Source organism: Streptomyces sp. NPDC005791, from assembly GCF_042871485.1.
Lineage (GTDB): Bacteria > Actinomycetota > Actinomycetes > Streptomycetales > Streptomycetaceae > Streptomyces.
In genome coordinates, this window is sequence record NZ_JBIAIP010000002.1 from 494,717 (window position 1) to 519,113 (window position 24,397).

General features: G+C 72.2%; 23 protein-coding genes and 1 pseudogene. 14 read left to right on the plus strand and 10 right to left on the minus strand.

The genetic code is table 11. The features are described from left to right. Positions 1-99: 99 nt before the first annotated feature. Positions 100-1,152 carry a Ku protein gene (locus tag ACFYSH_RS06550; protein ID WP_388751168.1) on the minus strand — a complete coding sequence of 351 codons (1,053 nt, stop codon included), beginning with the start codon at positions 1,150-1,152 and terminating at the stop codon, positions 100-102. A 59-nt stretch (positions 1,153-1,211) separates the two neighbouring features. Here ACFYSH_RS06550 and ligD point away from each other — a divergent pair, with 59 nt between their 5' ends. The 6 genes from ligD (at position 1,212) to ACFYSH_RS06580 (ending at position 8,718) form a co-directional block, all read left to right on the plus strand. Next, complete coding sequence (gene ligD, locus ACFYSH_RS06555; RefSeq protein ID WP_359472620.1) at positions 1,212-2,105, plus strand: non-homologous end-joining DNA ligase; 894 nt, start codon at positions 1,212-1,214, stop codon at positions 2,103-2,105. A gap of 181 nt (positions 2,106-2,286) precedes the next feature. After that, positions 2,287-4,425: a PBS lyase gene (locus tag ACFYSH_RS06560; protein ID WP_388751170.1), complete on the plus strand. Its 2,139-nt coding sequence runs from the start codon at positions 2,287-2,289 to the stop codon at positions 4,423-4,425. Next, entirely contained in the window at positions 4,422-4,742 is a 321-nt protein-coding gene (locus ACFYSH_RS06565) for a zinc-ribbon domain-containing protein (RefSeq protein WP_359472616.1), read from the plus strand. The genes ACFYSH_RS06560 and ACFYSH_RS06565 overlap by 4 nt, the downstream gene beginning before the upstream one ends. Before the next feature lie 79 nt (positions 4,743-4,821). After that, the gene (locus ACFYSH_RS06570; protein WP_388751172.1) at positions 4,822-6,186 is read left to right on the plus strand and encodes an FtsW/RodA/SpoVE family cell cycle protein; all 1,365 of its coding nucleotides are present in this window, start codon (positions 4,822-4,824) and stop codon (positions 6,184-6,186) included. Then, a complete protein-coding gene (locus ACFYSH_RS06575; protein ID WP_388751174.1) occupies positions 6,183-7,646 on the plus strand; it encodes a peptidoglycan D,D-transpeptidase FtsI family protein in 1,464 nt (487 codons plus the stop codon). The genes ACFYSH_RS06570 and ACFYSH_RS06575 overlap by 4 nt, the downstream gene beginning before the upstream one ends. Before the next feature lie 4 nt (positions 7,647-7,650). After that, the gene (locus ACFYSH_RS06580; RefSeq protein WP_388751176.1) at positions 7,651-8,718 is read left to right on the plus strand and encodes an amidase; all 1,068 of its coding nucleotides are present in this window, start codon (positions 7,651-7,653) and stop codon (positions 8,716-8,718) included. Here the strand turns inward: ACFYSH_RS06580 and ACFYSH_RS06585 are convergent. Beyond that, positions 8,703-9,530, minus strand: a complete 828-nt coding sequence (locus tag ACFYSH_RS06585; protein WP_388751178.1) for a hypothetical protein — start codon at positions 9,528-9,530, stop codon at positions 8,703-8,705. The genes ACFYSH_RS06580 and ACFYSH_RS06585 overlap by 16 nt on opposite strands. A gap of 76 nt (positions 9,531-9,606) precedes the next feature. Then, positions 9,607-10,497, minus strand: coding sequence for an ADP-ribosylglycohydrolase family protein (locus ACFYSH_RS06590; RefSeq protein ID WP_388751180.1), 891 nt, complete (start codon positions 10,495-10,497; stop codon positions 9,607-9,609). Between the two features lie 123 nt (positions 10,498-10,620). Here ACFYSH_RS06590 and ACFYSH_RS06595 point away from each other — a divergent pair, with 123 nt between their 5' ends. Further along, positions 10,621-10,929 (plus strand): SCO0607 family lipoprotein, encoded by a 309-nt coding sequence (locus ACFYSH_RS06595; RefSeq protein ID WP_388751182.1) that lies wholly within the window; start codon positions 10,621-10,623, stop codon positions 10,927-10,929. Between the two features lie 38 nt (positions 10,930-10,967). On the opposite strand, the gene ACFYSH_RS06600 is transcribed toward ACFYSH_RS06595, so the two are convergent. Then, positions 10,968-12,071 carry a ferritin-like domain-containing protein gene (locus ACFYSH_RS06600; protein WP_388751184.1) on the minus strand — a complete coding sequence of 368 codons (1,104 nt, stop codon included), beginning with the start codon at positions 12,069-12,071 and terminating at the stop codon, positions 10,968-10,970. A gap of 189 nt (positions 12,072-12,260) precedes the next feature. On the opposite strand from ACFYSH_RS06600, the gene ACFYSH_RS06605 reads away from it, so the two are divergent. The 5 genes from ACFYSH_RS06605 (at position 12,261) to ACFYSH_RS06625 (ending at position 16,520) form a co-directional block, all read left to right on the plus strand. Continuing rightward, the gene (locus tag ACFYSH_RS06605) at positions 12,261-13,196 is read left to right on the plus strand and encodes a diiron oxygenase (protein WP_388751186.1); all 936 of its coding nucleotides are present in this window, start codon (positions 12,261-12,263) and stop codon (positions 13,194-13,196) included. Positions 13,197-13,234: 38 nt separating this feature from the next. Next, a complete protein-coding gene (locus ACFYSH_RS06610; protein ID WP_359472424.1) occupies positions 13,235-14,029 on the plus strand; it encodes a TetR/AcrR family transcriptional regulator in 795 nt (264 codons plus the stop codon). A gap of 247 nt (positions 14,030-14,276) precedes the next feature. Continuing rightward, positions 14,277-14,552, plus strand: coding sequence for a hypothetical protein (locus ACFYSH_RS06615; protein ID WP_359472422.1), 276 nt, complete (start codon positions 14,277-14,279; stop codon positions 14,550-14,552). Between the two features lie 492 nt (positions 14,553-15,044). After that, the gene (locus ACFYSH_RS06620) at positions 15,045-15,212 is read left to right on the plus strand and encodes a hypothetical protein (protein ID WP_388751189.1); all 168 of its coding nucleotides are present in this window, start codon (positions 15,045-15,047) and stop codon (positions 15,210-15,212) included. Between the two features lie 153 nt (positions 15,213-15,365). Then, a complete protein-coding gene (locus tag ACFYSH_RS06625) occupies positions 15,366-16,520 on the plus strand; it encodes an NlpC/P60 family protein (protein WP_388751191.1) in 1,155 nt (384 codons plus the stop codon). Positions 16,521-16,589: 69 nt separating this feature from the next. Here the strand turns inward: ACFYSH_RS06625 and ACFYSH_RS06630 are convergent, their stop codons facing one another. The 5 genes from ACFYSH_RS06630 to ACFYSH_RS06650 all read right to left on the minus strand — a co-directional run bounded on the left by ACFYSH_RS06630 (position 16,590) and on the right by ACFYSH_RS06650 (position 22,375). Continuing rightward, positions 16,590-17,831, minus strand: coding sequence for a styrene monooxygenase/indole monooxygenase family protein (locus ACFYSH_RS06630; RefSeq protein WP_359472416.1), 1,242 nt, complete (start codon positions 17,829-17,831; stop codon positions 16,590-16,592). 114 nt (positions 17,832-17,945) lie between these two features. Continuing rightward, positions 17,946-18,596, minus strand: coding sequence for an ATP/GTP-binding protein (locus tag ACFYSH_RS06635; protein ID WP_359472414.1), 651 nt, complete (start codon positions 18,594-18,596; stop codon positions 17,946-17,948). Then, positions 18,577-18,990, minus strand: a complete 414-nt coding sequence (locus ACFYSH_RS06640) for a DUF742 domain-containing protein (RefSeq protein ID WP_359472412.1) — start codon at positions 18,988-18,990, stop codon at positions 18,577-18,579. The genes ACFYSH_RS06635 and ACFYSH_RS06640 overlap by 20 nt, the downstream gene beginning before the upstream one ends. Continuing rightward, positions 18,987-19,466, minus strand: coding sequence for a roadblock/LC7 domain-containing protein (locus ACFYSH_RS06645; protein ID WP_388751194.1), 480 nt, complete (start codon positions 19,464-19,466; stop codon positions 18,987-18,989). Before ACFYSH_RS06645 ends, ACFYSH_RS06640 begins: the two co-directional genes overlap by 4 nt. Further along, complete coding sequence (locus ACFYSH_RS06650; protein ID WP_388751196.1) at positions 19,463-22,375, minus strand: nitrate- and nitrite sensing domain-containing protein; 2,913 nt, start codon at positions 22,373-22,375, stop codon at positions 19,463-19,465. The genes ACFYSH_RS06645 and ACFYSH_RS06650 overlap by 4 nt, the downstream gene beginning before the upstream one ends. Before the next feature lie 370 nt (positions 22,376-22,745). On the opposite strand from ACFYSH_RS06650, the gene ACFYSH_RS06655 reads away from it, so the two are divergent. Further along, positions 22,746-23,531, plus strand: coding sequence for a protein phosphatase 2C domain-containing protein (locus tag ACFYSH_RS06655; RefSeq protein ID WP_359472406.1), 786 nt, complete (start codon positions 22,746-22,748; stop codon positions 23,529-23,531). A gap of 41 nt (positions 23,532-23,572) precedes the next feature. On the opposite strand, the gene ACFYSH_RS06660 is transcribed toward ACFYSH_RS06655, so the two are convergent. Next, positions 23,573-24,055, minus strand: a complete 483-nt coding sequence (locus tag ACFYSH_RS06660; protein WP_359472404.1) for a MarR family transcriptional regulator — start codon at positions 24,053-24,055, stop codon at positions 23,573-23,575. 84 nt (positions 24,056-24,139) lie between these two features. Here ACFYSH_RS06660 and ACFYSH_RS06665 point away from each other — a divergent pair. Further along, positions 24,140-24,343: pseudogene (locus tag ACFYSH_RS06665) on the plus strand (polysaccharide deacetylase family protein); the annotation flags it as partial. Positions 24,344-24,397 lie beyond the last annotated feature (54 nt).

A 24,397-nucleotide genomic window follows, 5' to 3' on the forward strand; every position in this document is an offset into this window, starting at 1 on the left:
ACCTGTACGAGCGGCATCGGCCACACAGTCGATCCACTGCGCGACCGTCCCCGGCCAGGGACGGGACGGTCCGTGAGGACACCGTGCGGAGCGCGCGTGTCAGGCCGAGGTGCGCTTGCGCGGCCTCCGGGCGGTCTTCTTCGTCGCCGGCTTCTGCTCGGTGCCCTTCTTCGCCGACGTAGTCTTCGCCGCGGGCTTCTTCGCCGTGTCCTTCGCAGCTGTCTTCGCCGCCGGTTTCTTCGCGGTGGCCTTCTTCGGTGCCTCACTCTTCGCCGCGGCCCGTTTCGTGGCCGTCCCGGTCTTCTTCGCGCCGCCGCTCCGGCCGGTCTTGATGGGGTGGACGTCCGCGACCTCGTCCCCGTGCCCGCCGTCCTCGCCGTGGGACTCCTGCGCCGCCCGCACGCTGCTCTCCAGCGCCGCCATCAGGTCGAGCACCTTGCCCTCGGGCTCCTCGGCCTCCCCCTCGCCCACGGGCTCACCGGCCGCCTTCGCCGTGACGAGCTCCTCGACCGCCTCGCGGTAGTCGTCGTGCAGCGTGTCCAGGTCGGCGTCGCCGAGGGTGTTCATCAGCGCGTCCGCCAGGTCCAGTTCCGCGTTGCGGACCTTGACCCCGGAGTCCGGGGCGACGCCTTCCGGCGCGCGGATCTCGTCCGGCCACAGCAGGCCGTGCATCGCGATGACGTCGTCGACCACCCGGAGCATCCCGAGCCGTTCCCTTCCTCGCAGCGCGAACTTCGCGACGGCGACCTTGCCGCTGCGTCTCAGGGCCTCGCGCAGCAAGGCGTACGGCTTGGCGGCCGGGACGCCGTTGGCCGAGAGGTAGTACGCCGAGTCCAGCTGGAGGGGGTCGATCGCCGAGGAGGGCACGAATCCCTCGATCTCGATCGTCCTGGCGGTGGGCAGCGGGAGCGAGGCGAGGTCCTCGTCGGTCACGGGGATCACCGTGCCGTCGGCGTCCTCGTACGCCTTGACGGTCTCCGAGGCCGGTACCTCCTCCTCGTCCAGCTCGCACACCTTGCGGTAGCGGATCCGGCCACCGTCCTCGAGGTGGATCTGCCGGAAGGAGATCGCATGGCTCTCCGTGGCGTTCATGAGCTTGACCGGGATGCTGACCAGTCCGAACGAGATGGAGCCGTTCCAGATGGACCTCACCGTGCACCCCTTACGCCCGCCATCGCCTCATTCACACGATTTCATGTGATTCTTATCGTATGACGCCGATCACGGAGGTGGAGGGGCGGCGCCTGGCGCTCAGCAATCTCGACAAGGTGCTGTACCCGGCCACGGGCACGACCAAGGGCGAGGTGCTGCACTACTACGCGGCCACGGCTGCGGCCGTCATGCTGCCGCATCTGCGCGACCGTCCGCTGTCCTTCCTCCGGTACCCGGACGGCCCGGAGGGACTGCGCTTCTTCACCAAGAACCCGCCGCCGGGTACACCCGACTGGGTGCGCACGGCTCCGGTCCCCCGCAGCGACGACCCCGGTGCCCGGCAGGTGCTCGCCCAGGACCTGCCGTCGCTGATGTGGGCGGCGAACCTGGTGGTGGAGTTCCACACCCATCAGTGGCGGCAGGACTCCCCCGGTGTCGCCGACCGGATGGTGTTCGACCTGGACCCCGGGCCGCCCGCGGGGGTCGTCGAGTGCTGTGCGGTAGCCCTCTGGCTGCGGGAACGGCTGGCGCAGGACGGGCTGTCCTCGTACGGGAAGACCTCCGGCTCCAAGGGCCTGCATCTGCTCGTCCCGCTGGAGCCCACCCCCTGCGACGAGGTGACGGCGTACGCGAGGAAGCTGGCGGTGGAGGCGCGGGGCGCGCTTCCCGAGCTGGCCGTGTACCGGATGACGCGCGCGCTGCGTCCGGGGAAGGTGTTCGTGGATTTCAGCCAGAACGCCGCCGCGAAGACCACCGCGGCCCCGTACACCCTGCGCGCGAAGGGCAGCCCGACCGTCTCCGCGCCCGTCACCTGGGACGAGATCGAGGCCTGTGGGGTGCCGGACGATCTCGTCCTCCTCGCCGGTGACATGGCCGCACGCCTGGAGCGGCACGGGGATCTGCTCGCACCGCTGACCGATCCCGGACAGGCGCGGCCCCTGCCCGGCGACTGAGGACCGCGCGGGACACGGGGCCTGCACAGCACCTTCACAACCCCGGGCGGGCCGGGCGAGGAAAGGCCGCAAGTGGGCGGTGGATTGTCCTGGTGGTGGTGCACACTCTGCGCAGACGCTGTTCGCGGACCCGGTTCTCCACCGCGTCCGGACCGCGGGGAAAGACACGGGGAGGCGTGGCGTGTTCACGGGGATCGACGAGGTCGACTGGGCCTCGATGGAGCATGCCTACGGGCCGGCCGACGACGTGCCCGGGCTCCTGTACGGACTCGCCTCCGGCGATCCGGCGGAACGGGAGAGCGCGCTCGACGGGATGTACGGCGCCGTGCACCACCAGGGTGATGTGTACGCGTGCACGCTCGCGTGCATCCCGTTCCTCTTCGAGCTGGCCGTGGATCCCGGCATACGGGACCGGGGCGGCATCGTCGAGCTGCTCACCAGCATCGGCGGCATCGACGTGGACGAGGACGACGAGAGCGAACTGGACGAGCTGGACGAGGACGAGATCGAGGGCGTGGCGAACTACGCGATGGCCGCGGCCGCCGTGTCCGCCGGTTCCGCGGTGTTCTTCGAGCTGGTCGCCGACGAGGACCCGGGCGTGCGGCTCGCCGCACCGCTGGCCCTGGCCACCCTGCACGGCCGGCCGGGCAGGGTGCTCACGCTCCTGCGGGAGCGGCTGCCGGTGGAGGCGGACGACGAGGTGCGGCTCGCGCTCGTCGAGGCGGCCGGCCGGATCGCGCTGCGCCACCGGCCGCTGGCGGGCCAGGCGGCCGACTGGCTGAGCCGGCTCGCCTCGCAGGCGCATCCGCCCGGGCTGCGGCTCGCGGCCCTCGCCCAGCTGGCCAGGTGCGCCCCCGACGCCCTGCCCGGTGATGTCGTACACGTGGTGTCGGAGTTGCTGCGCGAGCTGCGCGCCCGGCCCGCCCGGCCGGAACCGAGCGTCGCGAGAGCGCCGGGCGGTGACGACACCGCGGCGGACCGGACCACGGCGCCGGCACCGGTGGGCCGGCTGCGGGAGCTGTCGGCCGAGGAGTCCGCGCGCCCGCGGCAGGCCGGGACCCCGTGGGCCGCCGACCTGCTGCGGACGCTGCACGGCGGCCTGGACGACCGGGTGGCGGACCGTACGGCGCTGCTGACCGACCAGCTGCGCAGCCCGGACCCCTGGCAGCGCATCGACGCCGTACGGATGAGCGGCGGACTGATCAGGGCCTGGCGCGGTTCGTACGAGGACCTGGTGCGGCTGGTCGGCGTACAGCTCGCCGATCCGGAGCGGCGGCTGGCCGAGGCCGCCTCACACGTGCTGGAGGAGCTGTTCGGTCTGGCCGCCCCGGCGGCCGACGCCCTGGCCGGGCGGGTGGCGGCGGATCCCGGGGCCTGGGTGAAGGAGTGGGCGAGCGGGCCGCCCGGGCTGGGCCCGGCGGTCAAGGCGCTGGCCAGACTGGGCGACGCCCGGGTGCTGCCCGCGCTGGCGGCTGCCGTGGAGCGGCCCGAGGTGCCGCACGACGTGGGGTTCGCGATCCGGTGTCTCGGTGACGCGGCGGCCCCGCTCGCCGGGGCGCTGCGGCGCAGGCTCGGCGAGGTCGGGCTGGACGAGGGCGCGTACGACCGGGCGAGCCCGCTGCTCTCCGGGCTGACGGCGCTGCGCGCGGGCGAGGCCGCCCCGGAGGTGCTGCGGGTGCTGCGGGGGGCGCCGGAGTACCGGGGCGAGTGGCTGCGTACGGCGGCCCTGCGGGCGCTGGGGTCGTTCGGACCCGCTGCCGGCTGCGCCGTACCGGAACTGAGGCGGCTGACCGGACGGCCCGGGACGGCGGCGGCGACGGAGGCGGCGGCGGCGCTGTGGACGGTCACGGGCGACGTCGAGGCGGTACTGCCGGTGCTGGCCGAGGGCATGCGGGCGGAGCAGGTCCACGACTGCCGGGCGGCGGTGAGCGCGCTGGGCGGGCTGGGGAGGCGGGCCGAGGCGGTGGCGCCCCGGCTGCGGGCCCTGCTGGAACACGAGGAGCTGTGGCTCCGGGTCGACTCCGCGATCGCTCTCTGGGAGGTCACGGGGCGCACCGGTGAGGCCGTGCCGGTGCTCCTCTCCGCCTGGGAGAGGAATCGTCACGTCAGAGTCCGGGTCGCCGGATGCCTGGCCCGCATGGGTGTGGCCGGGGCAGGGTCGGACGCGGTGCGGGTGCTGCGTGCCGAGCTCCTCTCCGTACGCCGTCACAACGCGCTGGACGGCGGATACGGCAGTCACGACACTTATGAGGACGAGAAGCTGCTGGCACTCTGCCGGCGGGCACTCCTGGGCAACACGGGGAAAGGAACCACATCATGATCATCTTCGGCACGCGGGGTTATCTCCATCAGCTGGCGGTCCTGACGATGGTGTGCGGCTGGTGCGGCAATCCCGCGGCGCACGCCCTGCGCAAGCGGGTCACCAAGTTCACGCTGTTCTTCGTCCCGCTGTTCCCGTTCTCCACGAAGTACGCGACGCAGTGCACCTTCTGCGGCGGGGAGCGGCAGATAGCGAAGGAGGAGGCCGACCAGCTGCTGGCGCAGGCCCGGGGCGGCCAGGACGGCACTCCCCACGGCGCCGCACAGCAGCAGCCCGGATACGCGCCTCCCGGCGGCCGGAACCCGTACCAGAGCTGAGCCGCCCCGGACTTCACCAAGGAGTGCCACGAAGCTGACATAAGGGAAATAACACTCACCTCTTGCTACGTTGCGGGGCATGACCGCAACGACGGCGGACGCACGCCCGCCCGAGCTACGCCTGCCCAAGCGGCGCGGGGTCGAGCTCTCGCTCCTCATCGGGGCCGTGCTCATCTCCGTCTACGGCTACGCCGCCGTCGGCCTCGCGCGGAACGACGCCGTGCCCCCCGATGTCGCCGGATACGGCGGCGGCCTCGGTCTCCTGGCTCTGCTGGCCCATCTCGCGGTCCGTTTCCGCGCCCCGTTCGCCGATCCACTGCTGCTGCCCATCGCCGTCCTGCTCAACGGACTGGGCCTGGTACTGATCTACCGGCTCGACCTGGAGACCCCGAGCGACCGGGCCGCGACGACGCAGCTGATCTGGTCCACGCTCGGGGTCACCTTCTTCATCGCCGTCGTCGTCCTGCTGCGCGACCACCGGGTGCTCCAGCGCTACGCGTACCTCTCGGTCGCCGCGGCGCTGGTGCTGATGATCGTGCCGATCTTCTTCCCCGCGGTGAACGGGGCGAAGATCTGGATCCGGATCGGCGGACTCTCCTTCCAGCCGGGCGAGTTCGCCAAGATCCTGCTCGCCGTCTTCTTCGCCGCGTATCTCGCCGCGAACCGCAACGCGCTCGCCTACACCGGCCGCACGGTCTGGAAGCTCCAGTTCCCCACCGGCCGGGTCCTGGGCCCCATCGTCGCGATCTGGCTGCTCAGCGTCGGCGTCCTCGTCCTCGAACGGGACCTGGGCACCTCACTGCTCTTCTTCGGCCTCTTCGTGATCCTGCTGTACGTGGCCACCGGCCGGACCGGGTGGATCGCCGTCGGGCTGCTCCTCGCCGCCGCGGGCGCCTTCGTCGTCGGCTCGTTCGAACCCCATGTGCACAGCAGGGTGGAGGACTGGCTGGACCCCTACGCCACGATCGACGCGGGCCAGGGGCCAAGCCAGCTCGCCCAGTCCCTCTTCGCGTTCGCCGCGGGCGGCATGCTCGGCACCGGCCTCGGGCTCGGCCACTCCGTCCTCATCGGCTTCGCCGCCAAGTCCGACTTCATCCTGGCCACCGCGGGCGAGGAACTCGGCCTGGCCGGACTCACCGCGATCTTCCTCCTGTACGCCCTGCTGGTCGCCCGCGGCTTCCGTGCGGGCCTGGCCCTGCGGGACCCCTTCGGGCGGCTGCTGTCGATCGGTCTGGCCTCGATCCTGGCGCTCCAGGTCTTCGTGATCGCGGGCGGTGTGATGGGCCTGATCCCCCTGACCGGGATGGCGATGCCGTTCCTGGCCCAGGGAGGCTCGTCCGTGGTCACCAACTGGATCATCGTGGCGCTGCTCATCCGGGTCAGCGACGTGGCCCGCACCCCTGACCCCGATACCGAGACCGCGCCTGCCGGGGAGGCGCCGTGATCCGCTACATCCGGCGCGCCGCCGGATTCTGCCTGCTCCTGCTGCTCGCCCTGCTGGCCAACGCCGCACGTGTCCAGCTCTTCGAGGCCGACGAGCTCAACACCAACCCCGCCAACCGCCGCACCGTCATCGACCGTTACGACCAGCCGCGCGGCGACATCGTGGTGGGCGACGAGCCCGTCACCGGGTCGAAGGACACCGGCGAGCGGCTCGCCCACGAGCGCACCTACCGGCACGGCCCGCTGTACGCGCCGGTGACGGGCTACGCCTCGCAGACGTACGGCACCACGCTGCTGGAGAACGCCGAGGACGGTGTCCTCTCCGGCACCGACCCGGTCCTCGCCCCGCTCCCGCTCTGGGGCGACCTCACCCGGAGCAGACAGCCCGGTGGCGACGTCGTCACCACCATCGAGGACTCGGTGCAGCGCGCGGCGTTCGAGGGCCTGGACGGCCGGCGCGGCGCGGTGGCCGCGCTCGACCCGGCCACCGGCCGGATCCTGGCGCTGGTCTCCTCACCCTCGTACGATCCGGAGCTCCTCTCGGGCACCGGCTCCGCCGTCACCGACGCGTGGGCACGGCTCAACCGTGCGCAGGGCCGGCCGATGCTGAACCGGGCCATCCGTCAGACGTACCCACCGGGTTCGGCCTTCAAGATCGTGACGGCCGCCGCGGCGCTGGACGCACGGGTGGTCACCGATCCGGACGCGGAGACGGACACCCCGTCCCCGTACGTCCTGCCCGGCACCTCGACCGTGCTGCCGGACGAGTCACGCGGCTGCGAGGAGGCGTCCCTGGCGGAAGCCATCCGGGTCTCCTGCAACACGGTGATGGCGCATCTCGGCGTCGAGGTGGGGCTGGACGGGATGCTGGACGCGGTGGGCGGCTTCGGTTTCAACGACGACGATCTGAGGATCCCCTCCCGGGTGGCCCGCAGCAATTTCGACTCGGACATGAGCGAGGACCAGCTGGCCCAGTCCTCGATCGGCCAGTTCGACACGGCGGCGACTCCGCTCCAGATGGCGATGGTGGCCTCGGCGGTGGCGAACGGCGGGGAGCTCAGGCGCCCCCACCTCGTGGACCGGATCACCACCGATGACGGCGACCCGGTCCGGCAACAGGGTCCGGACGCGTACCGCCGGGCGATGAGACCGACGACGGCCCGCCAGCTCCAGCGGATGATGGTGGACGTCGTGGAGAACGGCACCGGCACGAACGCCGCGATCGACGGGGTGACCGTCGGCGGCAAGACGGGCACCGCCCAGCACGGGGTCGACAACTCCGGTACGCCGTACGCCTGGTTCATCGCCTGGGCGCGGGCACCGGACTCCGGCCGCCCGGCGGTCGCCGTCGCGGTGGTCGTGGAGGACGCCTCGGCCGACCGGGCGGACGTCAGCGGGGGCGGCAACGCGGCGCCGATCGCCCGGGCGGTGATGGAGGCGGCGCTGGAGGGACGAGACTGAGCCCATGACTTCAGCGGTGGCGGCGGCACTGGCCCGGATCGACCGGATCGACCCGGACCTGTGCGCGTTCGCCGAGGTCTGGCACGAGGAGGCACGGGAGCGGGAGGCCGACGCCTCACGGCTGCCGCTCGCCGGAATGCCGTTCGCCGTGAAGGGGAGCGCGGGCATCCGGTCGTACACGGCCCGCCGTCTGATCGCCGCGGGCGGGGTCCCTGTCGGTGCGACCTCGGTCCCCGGCCCGGGTACCCGGTGGCAGACCTGGGGGCAGGGGGCGCACGGCCGTACGGTCAACCCGTGGCGTCCCGACCGCACTCCCGGCGGATCCTCGGCGGGATCGGCCGTGGCGGTCGCCGCGGGCATGGTGGAGCTGGCCACGGGCAGCGACGGAGCGGGCTCGGTACGGATCCCGGCCGCGTGGTGCGGAGTGTTCGGCCTGAAGACGACGACGGGGCTGCTCCCCTCCCCCGACCGTACGGGCCTCGCGTCCCCGGGCCTGCTGGCGAGCTCCGCGGCGCTCGCGGAGCTCTGCCTGAGCCATGTCCTGGACGGATACGTGCCGCGGCCCGCGCGGCTCCCCGTGCCGGCCGTCTACAGCCCGGATCTGGGCTTCGCCCGCGTCGACCCCGACGTCGCGGAGGTGACACGGACCGCGGTCGGCGGGCTGGTGGAGGCGGGGGCGGTACGTCTGATGCCGGGTTCCTGCGAACTGCTGGACCCGGTGGAGGCGTGGCTCGCGGTGCGCGCGGGTGCGCCGACGCCGGCCACGGAGCGGCTCCGCACCGCCAACGACCGGACGCTCGACGCCTTCTTCTCCCGTACACCGCTCCTGCTCACCCCGGTCACGCCCAACCGGCCGCACGGCCACGAAGGGCCGGGGGACGTCTACTCCACCGCGCTCACCTGGGCGTTCAACCTCAGCGGACATCCGGCGGCGAGCCTGCCCGCCGGGTTCACCCCGGACGGCTGCCCGGCCGGCCTCCAGCTGGTGGCCGGACGGGGAAGGGACGCCGAACTGCTCGGCACGGCCCGCGCGCTGGAGCGCCACCTGCCCCGGTCTCAGCCGATCGGCTGACGGATCTCCGCCCGGACCCTCAGCGTCTCCTCGGCCGCCTTCTCCAGGTCGAGGTCCGCCGCGTCCTTCGTGGCCTCGCCGGGCCGCACCACGGCGACCATCGCGGCGGTGTTGTCGTCGCCCCAGGCGCACATGGGCATGGCGGCCGTCCCGCCGACGTCGGTGTACTGCACGACCTGGCACTCCACCACGATGTCGTGTCCGTCGGGCCTGAACTCCTTCGCCGGCACGGCGACCTTGCCCCCGTCCGCCTCGGCGGCCCCCTTCAGGATCTTGGCCCGCGCGAGCGCGGGACTCGCCAGCTTCCCGTACATGCCGGAGACCACCAGCACGCCGCCGTCCTCGTCCGACGTGTACTGCCCGATCGCGGCCTTCGGGTCCCGGATGCTCGGGTCGTAGGTGTCCTCGATCTCCTTGCCCTCGGTCTCCGACACGTCCTGGCCGAGGACGAACCCCTCGTCCAGCAGGGTCCTCGGCACCACGAGCTTGTGCGTGGCCTCGGGGAACGCCATGTCCGCACCCTCGTCGGCCAGCTTGAACACCCCCAGTCCGATGGCCGTGACGAGGGCGATCACCCCCACCACGATGCCGACGACGAGCCAGCCGCGGTTCTTGCGCTGCGGCTGCGGCGGCATGCCCGGCTGCCCCCACGGGCCAGGGGCGTGGGGCGCGCCGGGAGGCGTCTGGGGCGGGTAGGCGTAGGCCGGCTGCGGCGCCTGGTACGGGCCGGACGGGGGCTGTCGGCCGTACGGACCGTACTGGGGCGGAGGCGGTCCGTACGGGCCCGGCGGTGGCTGCGGCGGCATACTCATGCGCTCACGTTACGTCACTGGTCGAACAGGGATTCACCGCACAGACTGTCGGCGTGAGTCGGGGAGTCACACCCCGTCAGCTCAGCGGTTCCCGCCGGAGGCGCCACTCGGCGGGGACGCCCTCCACCCCGGTCACCGCCCCGACGACACCGCCGGTGATGGCGCACGTGGTGTCCACGTCCCCGAATCCCTCCGCCGTCGACCACAGGGCGGCCTCCAGGTCGCCGGGGTGCCGGGCGGCGGTCCACAGCGCGAACGGCACGGTGTCGTCGGCCCTGATCCGGCTCCCGTTACCCAGGAGGTCGGCGGCCTTCCACGGTGCGGTGGCGAACGGCACCTCCGCCGCACGGAGCACACCGTCGCGCACCGGCCCCTGCGGTGTGCGGCCGGCGACCGCCTCCAGCGTGAGCTCGCCCCGCACCGACAGCGCCGCGGCGACCGCGACCGCCACCGCGCCGGCGACGCCCTCCGGGTGGGCGTGGGTGACTACCGCGGAGAGCGCCGCCTGCTCGGCGGCGTGCCCGAGGTCCGCGTGGAAGCGGGCCCCGAGCGGCGCGACCCGCATCGCCGCCCCGTTGCCGAGGCTGCCACCCTCGAAGAGCCCCGGCGCGAGGGTCCGCCAGTCGGCCGGCGAGACCAGCAGCTCCGGCAGCAGCATGTGCATGCCGTGGCCGTAGCCGCGGGCCTGGTCCGCGTCGAAGGCCAGGGCGTAGGACAGCGCGAGCCGGTCCTGATCGACCTGCCCGTACTCGTCGAGGACCCGCTGCAGGGCCAGCGCCAGCGCGGTGTCGTCGGTCCAGTGCCACACGGGCTCGTGCGGGGTGCGGCGGGCCCGGACCTCGGCGTACGCCTGCCGGGGCGGCCGGAAGAGCGGGAACCAGCGCTCCCCGAACGCGTCGCCGAGGGCGAGCGCTTCGAGGCTGCGGCGGGCCGCCGCGTGGTCACCGTGCTCGGGTGGGGAGTTCATGCTTCCCATCCTCCGCCCCCGCACCAGGTGCGTACACCGGATATGAGTACCCGTGCTCACGACCGCCCCTTCCGGTCACGGCAGGCTGACCACAGTCAGCCACACACCAGAGGGAGCTCCACCATGCGCACGGCCAACCGACACCTGTCACGCAGCACGCTCGGGCTCGCCCTGGCCGGCGTCACGGTCGCCCTGCTCACCAGCGCCTGCTCCACGCAGGACGCCGTGTGCGGAGGCGGCGAATACCCGGTCCTGGCCGTCGGAAGCGCCGGCAGTGCGTGTGCCCCCGACGGCGAGGAGCCGCCCAAGGGCTACGCCCGCTATCCGGAGGGCAAGGTTCCCCAGCACGTGGACGACGAGTGGTACACGTACTGGAGCACCCGGACCCTCGACGAGAACGGCAGGACCATCGATCTCCCCGAGGAGAACTAGGGCGTGTTCCGGACCGGACGGGCCCGGAGCGGCCGGTCTCAGCTCCCGCCCTCCGCCACCGCCTCCGCGACCTCCGCGACCCGCGCCTGCTCCTCCACCGCGAAACGGTCCCGGTCCAGCTGCTCGGCCACCTCCTCGTCCTGGGCCATCAGCAGGTCCAGGTTCGAGTCGCCCATCTCGAAGACGCCCATGTCGACGTAGGCCTTCTGGAGCCGATCGCCCCAGAGGCCGATGTCCTTGACGCAGGGGACGATCCGGCTGAACAGCAGTTTGCGGAAGAGCTGGAGGTACTCCGAGTGTTCGGAGAGCTCCTTGGCCTCCTGCTTGCCGATGCCGAAGTTCTCCAGGACCTCGACGCCGCTGAGGCGGTCACGCATCAGGTAGCAGCCCTCGATGACGAACTCCTCGCGTTCGCGCAGTTCGGCGTCGCTCAGCTGCTTGTAGTAGTCGCGCAACGCCATCCGCCCGAACGCCACGTGCCGGGCCTCGTCCTGCATGACGTAGGCGAGTATCTGCTTGGGCAGCGGCCTGGTCGTGGTGTCGCGGATCATGCCGAACGCGGCGAGGGCCAGCCCTTCGATGAGGACCTGCATGCCGAGGTAGGGCATGTCCCAGCGGGAGTCGCGCAGGGTGTCGCCGAGCAGGCCCTGGAGGTTGTCGTTGACCGGGTAGAGCATCCCGATCTTCTCGTGCAGGAAGCGGGCGTAGATCTCCGCATGCCGCGCCTCGTCCATCGTCTGGGTCGCGGAGTAGTACTTCGCGTCCAGGTCGGGGACCGACTCCACGATCCGGGCGGCGCAGACCATGGCGCCCTGTTCACCGTGCAGGAACTGGCTGAACTGCCAGGAGGTGTAGTGCTTGCGCAGTTCGCCGCGGTCCCGCTCGGTCATCTTCGCCCAGTGCGGGGTGCCGTAGAGGGTGAGGGCCTCGTCCGGGGTGCCGAGTGGATCGGCGGGGTCGACCTCCAGACTCCAGTCGATGCGCTTGTTGCCGTCCCACTGCTTGTCCTTTCCCTTCTGGTACAGGGCGAGGAGGCGTGCCCGGCCGTCGTCGTAGTCCCAGCTGAAACGGGCCGCCCCCGTGGCAGGTACCTGCCATGCAGGTGCGGCGGGTGGAGTGATGTAGAGGTCGTGTGTCGACACGGACAGCTCCTTCGCCCGGCGAGGGTCGTGCATTCCGTGGTGCTGACGTCAGTTGGCAGGTTCACACGTTGGTAGACGCGCGGTCAACAAGTCGCACACGAGGGATTGACTCCCTTGCTGACAGGCAGTCTCATCATTCATGAGCGGAAACTTGACCGCCGGTAACCCCTCTGCGAGGTGCCTTCAGCCGTGACGACCGTGACCGACGAGGACATTCAGGCGCTGCGCGACGCGCTCGGTCCCCTCAAGGACCGCGAACAGGTGGCGGCCCGCCTGCTCGACGCCTCGGCCAAGCACTCCTTCGACCCGGACACCGAGCTCGACTGGGAAGCGGCCGTCGAGGACGGCAAGTGGTTCTGGCCGCCCGAGCTGGTCTCCCTCTACGACACCCCGCTGTGGCGGAAGATGTCCGAGGAACAGCGGATGGACCTGGCCCGCCACGAGGCGGCGTCACTGGCCTCGCTCGGGATCTGGTTCGAGATCATCCTGATGCAGCTGCTCGTCCGGCACATCTACGACAAGTCCGTGACCAGCAAGCACGTCCGCTACGCCCTCACCGAGATAGCCGACGAGTGCCGGCACTCCATGATGTTCGCCCGCATGATCGAGTGGGGCGGCGCGCCCGCCTACCCGGTCCCCCGGCGTTACCACAACCTGGCGCGGGTGCTGAAGACCGTCACCACCACCCCGGGTTCGTTCGCCGCGACCCTGCTCGGCGAGGAGATCCTGGACTGGATGCAGCGGCTCACCTTCCCCGACGAGCGCGTCCAGACGCTCGTCCGCGGAGTGACCCGCATCCATGTCGTCGAGGAGGCCCGGCACGTGCGCTACGCCCGCGAGGAGCTGCGCCGCCAGATGGTCACCGCTCCCCCGTGGCAGCGCCGGCTCACCCGGCTCAACTGCGGTGAGGCGGCACGCGTGTTCTCCGTCTGTTTCGTCAACCCGCAGGTGTACGAGAACGTCGGTCTGGACCGCCAGGAGGCCGTCGCCCAGGTGAGGGCGAGCGGCCACCGGACGGAGGTCATGCAGACGGGAGCGAAGCGGCTCACGGACTTCTTCGACGACATCGGCGTGCTGAACGGCGTGGGACGCAGGCTGTGGAGGAGCTCGGGCCTGCTGGCCTGAGGGGCCCCTGAAGTCACCGGGTCGTTAGGCTTCGGAGTATGACCTCCGCTCCCGCAGCACCGCCGGCCCGCGCCTACCGACGGCTCGGCGTGGAGGAGCGCCGCGCCCAACTGCTGAGTGCGGCGCTCACGCTCTTCGCCCACCGGGCGCCGGACGATGTGTCGATCGACGAGGTGGCTGCGGCGGCCGGGGTCTCCCGCCCGCTGGTCTACCGCTACTTCCCCGGTGGCAGACAGCAGTTGTACGAGGCCGCCCTCGGGTCGGCCGCCGAGCAGCTGACGCTGTGCTTCGCGGAACCCGCCGCCGGGCCGCCCACCGAACGCGTCGGCCGGGTCCTGGACCGCTATCTCGGCTTCGTCGACCAGCACGACGCGGGCTTCAGCGCGTTGCTGCGCGGCGGCAGCGTGGCCGAGACCTCGCGTACGTCGACCATCGTGGACGGCGTGCGCCGGTCGGCGGCCGAGCAGATCCTGCTCCACCTGGGCCGGGGCATCGGTCCAGGGCAGGAACCCGCCGGGCCACGCCTGCGGATGATGGTCCGCACCTGGATCGCGGCCGTGGAGGCGGCGTCCCTGATCTGGCTGGACGAGGAGAAGCAGCCGGCCGCACCCGAGCTGCGGGGCTGGCTGGTCGACCATCTGATCGGCCTGATGGCGGTGACTGCCGCCACGGACGAGGAGACCGCTTCGGTGGTGGCGGACCTGCTGGGCCAGGAGGCCGCCGACGGCCCCGCCGGGCGGCTGGCGGCCCTGGTGATCCCGGTGGCCGGCGAGGCGGCGGCGCACCTGCTGTCCGGTGGAGACCCGGCCTCCGGGGACGGACCGGTGGTCTGACCCCCCCGGCGGGTCCCCGCACCGACGGCCGCTCGGGCCTCGGGCGGCCGTGCGAGGTCGCCCTCGCGGCGGGGACGCGGACGGAGACCGGTTCGGGAGCACGTCCCACCCTGCGTGAACGCCGACCGGAAGCGTGCGCCTCCTGGGCCACAGCCGCCGCCACCCACACAGGGCCATACGCACACGCACCCGCCGCGCCCCCACGGGCCGAAGGGCCTCGCCCGGCCCCCTGGGTCAGACTGGCACCGTGAAAAGCGAGAACACGCCCTTCCGCGGCGGCCCCCTGGACGGGCGGGTGCTCCCCGTCCTGCTCGGGCCGACCGGTCATCCGCCCAAGTGGTACGAGGTCCCGGTGCCGGACGCCGACGGCGGGCCGGCCACCGTCCACGCCTACCTCCGCGTTCCTGCGGGTCATTCGAAACGGCTCGGGCTGCAACGCGGCTGGGTGTACGAGTACGCGCCCGGGGGCCGTGAGCGGTTCACCCCCAAGTGGCCCTGGTCCAGGCCGGGTAGCAGATCCTGAACGGCCATCAGGACCGGCGCCCGTAAGATCGGCGCTCAGGTGCCGAGGCACGGTCACAAGGGGGGTGCGCCACGGAGGCGCTGCGTCAGGACGATCCACGCCGCTTCGGCCCGTACACCGCGCTGGCACGCTTCCGTGAGAGCGCGAGCGCCGTGCGCTACCTGACGCGGAGCGTGGACGGCGGCGACCTCGTCGTGGTGACGGCCGCCCGCCCCGGCCTCGCCTCCGTACCCGCCTTCCGGCGCCGCTTCCGGGCCGAGGCCGCCACCGCCGAGCGGCTGGCCGGGGGCTGGGTCCAGCCGCCGCTCACCTCGCCCGGGGACGGCGGCCTGTGGACAGCCACGCCCTACGTACCCGCGGTGACGCTCGCCGAGGCGATCGGCCTCGCCGGTCCGCTGCCGGCGGTCCACAGAGGTTCCGCTCGGCGGCAACGCCCCGGCGCTCACGCTGAGCGGTGGCGGAAGGACACTGCTCGCCGCGGACGCCTCGCAGGTGACCGCGTTCGCCGCGGCGGACGGGCGCCGGCTGTGGAAGTTCCAGGACATCGGCGTACAGGATCCGAAGGGTGCCACGGTCGGTGCGCCCTACCGGGTGCTGCCCGCCGGGAAGACCGCCGTGGTCCAGCGGGAACGGGCCTTCTACGCGTTCCCCGTGGAGTGACCCGCCCGGGCGTCCGCCGTCCGGGGTACGCCCCGGACGGCACGCCTGGCGGTCCTTGCATCGCCCGGGGCCGAGTGACCGGATGGACGAGATCCGACCATTTATGGGGTTGTCCGATTAATCGGCACCACCCCTGACACCGGAGGTGATGTCGTGCCGGGCAGAGTCCCACACGCCCTCTGCACGGCGGCCCTGGCCGCGGTCGTCGCCGTCTCCCCCGCCGCGCCCACCGCCGTCGCCGAGCCGTCCGGGCCGGGCCCCGCACCGGCCGCCGGAAAGGCTCCGCAGAGCGTGGCCGGGCTGCTGACGCAGTTGCAGACGCTCTACCGGAAGGCCGAGGAGGCCGGCGAGCTCTACAACGGAACCGAGGAGGAGCTGAGGAAGCGAGCGGCCGAGGCCAGGAAACTGCGCGCCGAGCTGGAGAGGGCCAGGGCGGTGCTGGACTCCGGACGCCGGGACGCCGGGCGCCTGGCGCGTGACCAGTACCAGGGGCGCACCGACTTCTCCGTGTACGTACAGCTGCTGCTCGCACAGGACCCGGCCCGCGCCCTGGAGCAGAGCCACGTCATCGAGCGCGCCCAGGCCGGCCGGACGGCCGCGGTCGACCGGCTCACCGACGCCGAGAAGCACGCCGAGGCGCTGGCGGCCAAGGCGCGGGCGGCACAGGAACGGCAGCGGGTGCTGGCCGCACAGCGGAAGAAGCAGCGTGACAGCGTGCGGTCACAGCTGAGGGGCATCGAGGCGATGCTGGCGTCGCTGTCGGCCGAGCAGCTCGCCGCCATCTCGGCGCTGGAGGAGAAGAACATCGGCGCGGCCCAGGACGCACTGACCGCGTCAGGGGCGTTCAGCACGGCCCGGCCTCCGTCCGAGGAGGGCGGCGAGGCCGTCCGCTACGCCGTCGAGCAGATCGGCAAGCCGTACGTGTGGGGCGCGGAGGGGCCGGAGTCCTACGACTGCTCCGGGCTCACCTCGCGGGCCTGGTCGGCTGCGGGCCGGGACATCCCACGCACCTCGCAGGAGCAGTGGCGCCGGCTGCCGAAGGTGCCGGTCGGCTCGCTGCGCCCGGGCGACCTGGTCGTCTACTTCCCGAAGGCCACGCACGTCGCGCTCTACATCGGCGACGGTCTCGTGGTGCAGGCCCCCAGGCCGGGTGCGACGGTGAAGGTCTCGCTGCTGGCCTCGAACCCGCTGCTGGGGGCGGTCCGCCCCGACCCGGGCAGCGCGTCCCTGCCCGCGTACACGCTGCCGGAACTGCCCGAGGAGGCCACCTCGGGGGCGGACACGGGCTACGACGCCCCGGACGCGTGAGAGCCGGGCCGCCGCGTCCGTCCACGGCAGTGTGACGGAACGTGGGGCCCGGCTCCGCGGGAGCGGGTGTCAGCCCCGCGCGCCCGAGATCTCGGCGAGGTAGGCGTTCGTCTTCTCCGGCTCGAAGAAGAAGTTGTCGAAGTCCGCCGGGTCGTTGAACCCGTTGGCGAACCGGTCCGCGGCCGGCTGGAGCTGACCGGCCGCGCCGATCAGGTTCAGCACGTGCTCCGGCGGCGGCCCGAGCATCGCGTTGGTCCACCTGACGACGTGCTGCGTGTTCTCCCAGTGGCGCTCGAACGTGGCTTCCATCCACTCCTCGTCGAAAGGCCGGTCGCCGTGCTCCAGGATCGAACGCAGGTAGGAGTGCGCGCACTTGGACGCGGTGTTGGAGCCCTGGCCGGTGACCGGGTCGTTCGCGACGACCACGTCCCCGACGCCCAGGGCCAGGCCACCGCCGGGCAGCCGGCCGACGGGCTCGCGCACGGTCGGGGCGTAACGGCCCGACAGCGTCGCGTTGGCGTCCGTCAGTTCGACCTTCGTGGCGCGTGCGTACTCCCACGGCGTGTACTTCTCCATGAGCTCCAGCGTCCTGGACAGGTGTTCCGAGGGGTCCTTGATGCCCTGGAAGGCATCGAGCGGGCCACCGGGGACGCCCTCCCAGAACAGGATGTCCGCGCGTCCCGACGTCGTCAGGGTCGGCATGACGAAGAGCTCACCGACACCCGGGACGAGGTTGCACCGCACCGCGTCGAACTCCGGGTGCTCCGGGCGAGGACCCAGACCGTGGACGTACGCCACCGCCAGCGCCCGCTGCGGGGCGTCGTAGGGCGAACGGGAGGCGTCCCGGCCGAACATGGAGACCAGCTCGCCCTTTCCCGCCGACACCATCACCAGGTCGTACGTACGGGAGAAGTAGTCCAGGTCGGAGACCGCGGCACCGTGGATGACGAGCTGTCCGCCGCGCTGGGCGAAGGTCTCCATCCAGCCCGCCATCTTCACGCGCTGGTCGACGGACTGCGCGAAGCCGTCCAGCTTGCCGACCCAGTCGATGACGCGCGAGGAGTCGGGCCCGGCGACGGAGACGCCGACACCCTCGATCCGCGGGGCCTGCGACTCCCAGAAGTTGAGCTGCAGGTCGCGCTCGTGCTCGAGAGCCGTGTGGAACATGCACTGCGTCGACATGACCCGGCCGGACCGGACCTCGTCCGCGGTGCGGTTGGACATCAGGGTGACCTCGTACCCTTCGGACTGCAGTCCGAGGGCCAACTGGAGGCCGGACTGACCGGCTCCGACTATCAGTATCTTCCGCATCGCTGCTCCGTTACGTGTTCGGGGGGCGTCTTCTCGGACCGACCGGCACAGGGGTGCGGCGGGGTCAGGGCACGGCCCCGGACTCTCACCTTCACCCCCGCGTACCGGTCGGTCCTACTCGGGGGCGGCGTCGAGCGCGTGGCCCACCAGGGTGAGCAGCGACTCGACGACGGTGATCCTCTGACGCGCGTCCATGATCACAACCGGCACCCGCGGAGACACGGACAGGGCCTCCCTGACGTCCTCCTCGTCGTAACCGGTCGTTCCCTCGAAGTGGTTGACGGCGACGATGTAGGGAAGGCCGCAGCTCTCGAAGTAGTCGAGCGCGGCGAAGCAGTCGGCGAGACGCCGCGTGTCGGCCAGTACGACCGCGCCGATCGCGCCGCGCACCAGGTCGTCCCACATGAACCAGAAGCGCTGCTGCCCGGGGGTGCCGAAGACGTACAGGACGAGGTCGTCGTCCAGGGTGAGGCGGCCGAAGTCCATCGCGACGGTCGTGGTGACCTTGTCGGGGGTGGCCGTGAGGTCGTCGGTCTCCTCGCTGGCCCGCGTCATCAGCGCTTCGGTCTGCAGCGGTGTTATCTCGGAGACCGAGCTGACGAAGGTCGTCTTGCCCACGCCGAACCCGCCCGCGACCACGATCTTGGTCGCGATCGGTGCGCGCGTGTGGTCGAGCTGCCAGGCCTGCACCGCCTCGTCGGGCTGGTCCTGCGGCGCCCGCTGACGCGGGGTGAAGAGTGGCGCGTCAGAGACGGCGGAGTCCATTGAGCACCCTTTCGAGCAGCGCGCGGTCGGGCTGGCCGGTGCCGTGACCGGTGTCGTAGACGCGGATCTTTCCTTGGTCGGCCAGGTCGCTGAGCAGGACCCGGACCACGCCGAGCGGCATCCGCAGCAGGGCGGAGATCTCCGCGACCGTACGCATGCGGCGACAGAGTTCGACGATGGCGTGGAGCTCCGGCATGACGCGCGAGGCGAGGTTGCCGTTCGTGAGCTCGCGGCGCTCCTCAGGAGCCTCCAGCGCGGCGACGAACGTCTCGACGAGCAGGACGTGGCCGAAGCGGGTGCGGCCGGCGGTGAGGGAGTACGGACGGACCCGTGCGGCCTTGCGGTCCGCGCCCCGGACGGGGAGTTTTCGTGCGGGTTCAGCGGCTGACGTCACTGGGTGCTCTCCAATGATTTGCGCAGCTCACCGCGGAGTTCGGGGGTGAGTACATGTCCGGCGCGGCCGACGAAGAGCGCCATGTGGTAGGCGATGACGCTCATGTCGCAGTCGGCGGTGGCGTGCACCCCGAGCAGGGAACCATCACTGATCGACATGACGAAGACACTGCCCTCGTCCATCGCGACCATCGTCTGCTTGACGCCGCCGGCGTCCATCAGCTTGGCGGCACCGATCGTGAGGGACCCGATGCCGGAGACGATGGTGGCGAGGTCGGCGCTGGAGCCCCTGGGGCCCGTCCGCCGTCCTGCCGCGTCGGCCGTCGTGAGACCGGGGTCCGAGGAGAGCAGCATCAGCCCGTCGGACGAGACGACGGTGACCGAGTGGACCCCTGGCACCTCCTCCACGAGATTGCTCAGCAACCAGTGAAGATTCCGGGCCTCGGTACTCAGCCCGAGCGTGCTGGGCGCAGTCAACTGCGTGCCTCCTCGACTGTGTCCCCCGTCTCATCGATGCGACCGTCGGTACGGTCATGGTCGGTCTGTGGGCCACTCTCGCCGGTTTCCGCCTCCACGTCGCGGCGCCCCTCCTTCGCGCCCTGGTGGAACCCGCCGAGCCGGCGGCGCAGGGCGTCCTTGTCCAGGCCCCCCGTGCGCTCGGTGACCGGTGCGGAGGGCTGCGCGGTGATCCTGGGGGTGCGCTTGGGCAGCCCCTTGTCCGTGAGGCGCTCGGGCTGGGGCGCCGGGTCGGGCACCTCCTCGCCCAGGCCGGTCAGCGGCTGCCGGGGCCCCGGCACGGCGTCGGCGGCCGGAGCGTCGGCGGACGCGGGGGCCGTGGCGGGGCTCGTGTCGGCGGCGCGCTCGTGGGCGTCGGGCCCGATGGTGTACGGACTCGGTGCGTCCTGGCGCGCGGGCAGCCGGACCTGCATCGTGGTCTCGGCCTCGGACACTTCGCGGGTCCCGGCCTCCTCGCCAACCTCCTCCTCCTCGCCGACCCCGGACACGGGCTCGGACACGGGCTCGGACACGGGCTCGGCGGGAGCGGGCGCAGTCGGCTCCGTCGCCTCGGGCTCCGGTGCCGCCGCGGGCTCGGACGGTGCCGGCTCCGGTGCCGCCGCGGGTTCCTGACCCGCGGCCCGCAGGCTCCGCTCAGCGGCCGCGATCAGCGGGTCCTCCGCAGGCGGGGCCGAACGGGGCGGCAGCGCGTTGGAGTTGGCCTCGGCGACCGAACCCGGGAGATTCAGCGTGGGCGCGTCCCCCGACAGCGGTACGGGCGGCGGCGAAGCCGCGGGCGGCGCCGTGGGCAGCAGTGCCTGCGGAAGGACGACGACCGCGTTCACCCCGCTGCCCTTCCGTTCGCGCAGCTGCACCCGCACGCCGTGGCGGGCCGCCAGCAGCGACGTCACCTGGAGGCCCAGTCCGGCTCCGTCGGCGGCCTGTTCGCCCGCTTCGAAGGACGCCGGATCGGCCAGCCTGGCATTGAGCTCGCCCATCCGGACCGCCGACATGCCGATGCCCTCGTCCTGCACGGAGAGCATCACCTCCCCGGTCTCCAGCAACCAGCCGGAGAGCTCGACATGGCTGTCGGGCGGCGAGAAGGCGGTCGCGTTCTCCAGGAGTTCGGCGACGAGGTGACTCAGGTCGTCGGCGGCGAAGCCCGCGACCTGGGCGTGCGGCGGCAGGGACTGGATGGTGACCCGCTCGTACCGCTCGATCTCGCTGACCCCGGCGCGCAGTACGTCGACGAGGGGGATCGGGCCGGCGTGCGTCTGGTTGTGCTCGGTTCCGGCGAGGACGAGCAGGTTCTCGCTGTGGCGCCGCATGACGGTGGCCATGTGGTCCAGCTTGAAGAGGGTCGCGAGGCGTTCCGGGTCCTGCTCGCGTTCCTCCAGGCCCTCGATGACGCCGAGCTGACGCTCGACCAGGCCGAGCGTGCGCAGCGACAGGTTGACGAAGGTGTGGTGCACCGTGTTCCGCAGCCGCTCGAGCTGCCCCGTGAGTTCCGCCACCCGGGCCTGGAGCTCGGCCCGCTCGAGTGTGAGGGCCTCCCGGCCGGTGACGAGTTCGCCGCGCTCGGTCTGCAGGCTCTCGAGCTTGCCCGTGACCTCGTGGTGCAGTCCGTGCAGCTTGCCGTGCAGCGTGTTGATCGACCGTACGACCTGGGCGAACTCGTCGTTGCGCCCCGTGTAGCGGACCGGTTCGGCGGTCTCGGGCTCGGCGGCGATGCGGCCGGCCCCGATCCGCAGGACGGCGAGCGGCTGGGTGAGGGTGCGGGCGACGGCGGTGGAGACGCCGACGGCGATCAGCACACAGCCGCCGAGCAGGGCGAGGCGGATTTCCAGCGCGGTGACGTCGTCGTCGCGCAGGCCCTCCAGTCGCTCGACCTGCGCGGTGCCCAGCGCGGACTCGACTCCGCGCATGCGGTCGATACGGGCGGAGAGCGCCGCCTCGACCTTCTCGGGGTCGGTCTCCCGTTCGGCGTCGGACAGTTCGGGGCGGTCGGTGAACCGCGTGAGGTACTTCTCCGCGCTGGTGACCTCGGGGCCGGTGACCGTGGAGGCGAGCCGGTCCCTGGCGGAGGACCCGGCGGCCTGGTCGAACTCGGCGAGAGAGGCGAGCTCACGCACCCGCGCCTGCTGGGCGGCGGCGCTCAGCTCGTCGCGGTTGCGGTCGTCCTCGTCGGAGGCCGTGTCCTGGCCCTGGACCGGAAGACCGGTGAACGGGTCGATCTGCTGCTGCGGTTCCGTGCCCGGGACGGCCAGCGCGGCCAGGAGCAGCCCCCTGGTGGCGGAGGCCTGCTCCACCGCGCCGCCGAGCGCGAGCGGGGCGCGGGTGGCGTCGGCGGCCCGCGGTGGGGTCTTCTCGGCGAGCTCGTCGGCGACGTCGTGGAGCTTGGCGATGACCTCGGAGTACGCCGTGTAGGCCTCCATCGCCGAGCCCTTGCCCGTGAGGGCGGTCCGGCGCAGCGAGGGAACGGCGGCGAGGTCCCGGCGCAGCGCCGCCGGAGCTGACGCCGTGATCTCGTCCACCTGCTGGTCGACGCGGGCCGCGGGACTCGTGGTGGCGTCCTCGGCGTCCTCGGTCTCACGGCCGCCCGCGATGTGGGCGGTGACCTCGTCGCGCTCGTCCGCGAGGGAGTGCGCGAGGGTGATCGCCTGCTGGTTCAGCTCGGCGAGCGTGACCAGCCGCTGGGACTCGTTGAGATCGGCGGATGCGCCGAGGGCCGCCGGTGCGCCCGCGGCGATGACGGTGATCCCTACGACGGCGACGCCGGCGACGAGCCGGCTGCGTACCCGCACGGTCCGCTTGGAGGCACCCGCCGGCTGGGGCGTCGCCCCGGACTCCACGCGCGTGCTGTCCTTGCTCCGAGGCCGCTTCTTCTGCACCGGTGCTCGCAATCTTGACTCGTCCGCCCTTGAAGCAGAGGTGACGCACGGTCACGTGTAATGGGCGCCCGCCCTGGTGTGCGCCGTACGGCTTCCGACCATTCCAGCGCTTTTGAGAGGGGGCCGTGCATCAACCGCTCCGCCACTCGAACGAGTGAACCGCACTCCGGAGTTGGCGAACAAGTCTCCCCACGGGGGCCCCAGGGCATGCACGGACCGCCGGGTGGAAGTTCGGGCCAGGCTTTGGCAGTATGCCCGCCCGCATATGCACGGAGCCCTGGATCCCACCCACGGCGCACCATCTGACCTGGCGGTACGGCCGGACGCCGGGTCGGGCACACGGCGGGAAGGCATCGTGCAGACTGAGCGGATGCGTATCGAACTCGCCACGGAGCCCGGTAGCCCCGAACGCCCCAACGAGGACTGGGTCTCGGCCGCTGCCCCCGCGGCGGGCCGGGGTGGCGCCCTCGTCCTGCTCGACGGTGTCACACCGCCCCCTGGTGACGACGGGTGTGTGCATTCGGTTCCGTGGTTCACCGCGCGACTCGGAGGCGCGCTGGCCGAACTGTCCGCTTCGCGGCGGGACCTGACGCTGGCGGAGGTCCTCTCGGCGTCCATCCGGCGCACCGCCGACAGCCACCGCTCCCCGTGTGACCTTTCTCACCCCCGCACACCTCAGGCGACGGTGGTGCTGGCGCGTTGGGACGACGAGCGGGTCGAGCACCTGGTGCTCTCGGACTCGGTCCTGCTCGTCGAGGCGTCCGACGGCACGGTCCGGCCGCTGCTCGACGACCGTCTCGACCGGCTGCCGCCGGGCTCGCTCACCTCGGAGGAGATCGCCGACGCGCGCGTACGGAACAAGGAGGGCGGCTTCTTCACAGCGGCCGCGGACCCAGCGGTGTCGTCACGCGCCGTGACCGGTGAGACCCCGCGGGCGGAGGTCCGGGCACTGGCCGCCCTGACCGACGGCGCGAGCCGCTGGACGGAGAAGTTCCGTGAGGGCGACTGGACGGCGGCACTCGCCGTGTTGCGCGAGGAGGGGCCGCAGGGGCTGATCGACCGGGTCAGGGAACTGGAGCGGGCCGACACCGATCGCCTGTACCTGCGCGGAGGCAAGACACATGACGACGCGACAGCGGTCATCGCACAGCTGTGACCTCCGTTCGTCGGCGGGACCGAACGGCCCCGCCGGCCGTCTCAGCCCTCGGCCCGCTCGTTCAAGTGGTGCAGCAGCCGAGCCAGTTCCGCCACCTCGGCCCGGTCCCAGCCCGCGAGCTTGCGGGCATACCGGCCGCGGCGGGCGTCCCTGACGCTGCGGAAGCGCGCGAAGCCCTCATCGGTGAGGCGGACGAGCGAGGCGCGGCCGTCGGCCGGGTCGGTCTCCCGCACCACCAGGCCCAGCCCTTCCAGGGCCCGCAGCTGACGGCTCATGGTCGCCTTGCCCACCCCGACGTAGGCGGCGAGGTCCGTGGCTCGCTGCGGTCCCACCGAATCGAGCCGGACGAGGAGACCGTAGGCGGCGGCCTCCAGATCCGGATGGACCTCGCGGGCCATCTCCCCCGAAGTGGCCCGCGCACGGCGCAGGAAGACCGCCAGCTCCCGCTCCAGGGCGAGGAACTCATGGTCCACACCGCTCCCGGCCGCTGCGCCGGGTTCACCGCCGCTTCCGCTCCCGTGCACGTCAGCACCCCTCCTACGCTTTCCCGCCGCTGAAACTTTCTTTCGACTCCGGCCATCGCCGCAGCTGGGCCAGTATTTCGCAGGCACGACTCCGCGCTGATCAGGAAGCGGACCCTCGACCAGGCGGGCAGGGACGGGATCATCCTGCTGCACGACATCTACGAGGGCACCGTGCCCGCGGTGCCGGGCGTCATCGACGCGCTGCAGAAGGACGGCTACACCTTCGTGACGGTCCCCCAGCTGATGGCCCCCGCCGAGCCCGAGCCCGGCACGGTCTACCGCCCCTGACCCGCCGCGCACGCGGAACGGCCCGTCCCTCCCTCACGGGAGGGACGGGCCGCC

Coding starts and splice junctions, on each gene's coding strand:
- ACFYSH_RS06570 (WP_388751172.1), top strand. CDS start 4,822: ATGACCGCAACGACGGCGGACGCACGCCCGCCCGAGCTACGCCTGCCC.
- ACFYSH_RS06565 (WP_359472616.1), top strand. CDS start 4,422: ATGATCATCTTCGGCACGCGGGGTTATCTCCATCAGCTGGCGGTCCTG.
- ligD (WP_359472620.1), top strand. CDS start 1,212: ATGACGCCGATCACGGAGGTGGAGGGGCGGCGCCTGGCGCTCAGCAAT.
- ACFYSH_RS06630 (WP_359472416.1), bottom strand. CDS start 17,831: ATGCGGAAGATACTGATAGTCGGAGCCGGTCAGTCCGGCCTCCAGTTG.
- ACFYSH_RS06585 (WP_388751178.1), bottom strand. CDS start 9,530: ATGAGTATGCCGCCGCAGCCACCGCCGGGCCCGTACGGACCGCCTCCG.
- ACFYSH_RS06595 (WP_388751182.1), top strand. CDS start 10,621: ATGCGCACGGCCAACCGACACCTGTCACGCAGCACGCTCGGGCTCGCC.
- ACFYSH_RS06590 (WP_388751180.1), bottom strand. CDS start 10,497: ATGAACTCCCCACCCGAGCACGGTGACCACGCGGCGGCCCGCCGCAGC.
- ACFYSH_RS06655 (WP_359472406.1), top strand. CDS start 22,746: ATGCGTATCGAACTCGCCACGGAGCCCGGTAGCCCCGAACGCCCCAAC.
- ACFYSH_RS06580 (WP_388751176.1), top strand. CDS start 7,651: ATGACTTCAGCGGTGGCGGCGGCACTGGCCCGGATCGACCGGATCGAC.
- ACFYSH_RS06635 (WP_359472414.1), bottom strand. CDS start 18,596: ATGGACTCCGCCGTCTCTGACGCGCCACTCTTCACCCCGCGTCAGCGG.
- ACFYSH_RS06610 (WP_359472424.1), top strand. CDS start 13,235: ATGACCTCCGCTCCCGCAGCACCGCCGGCCCGCGCCTACCGACGGCTC.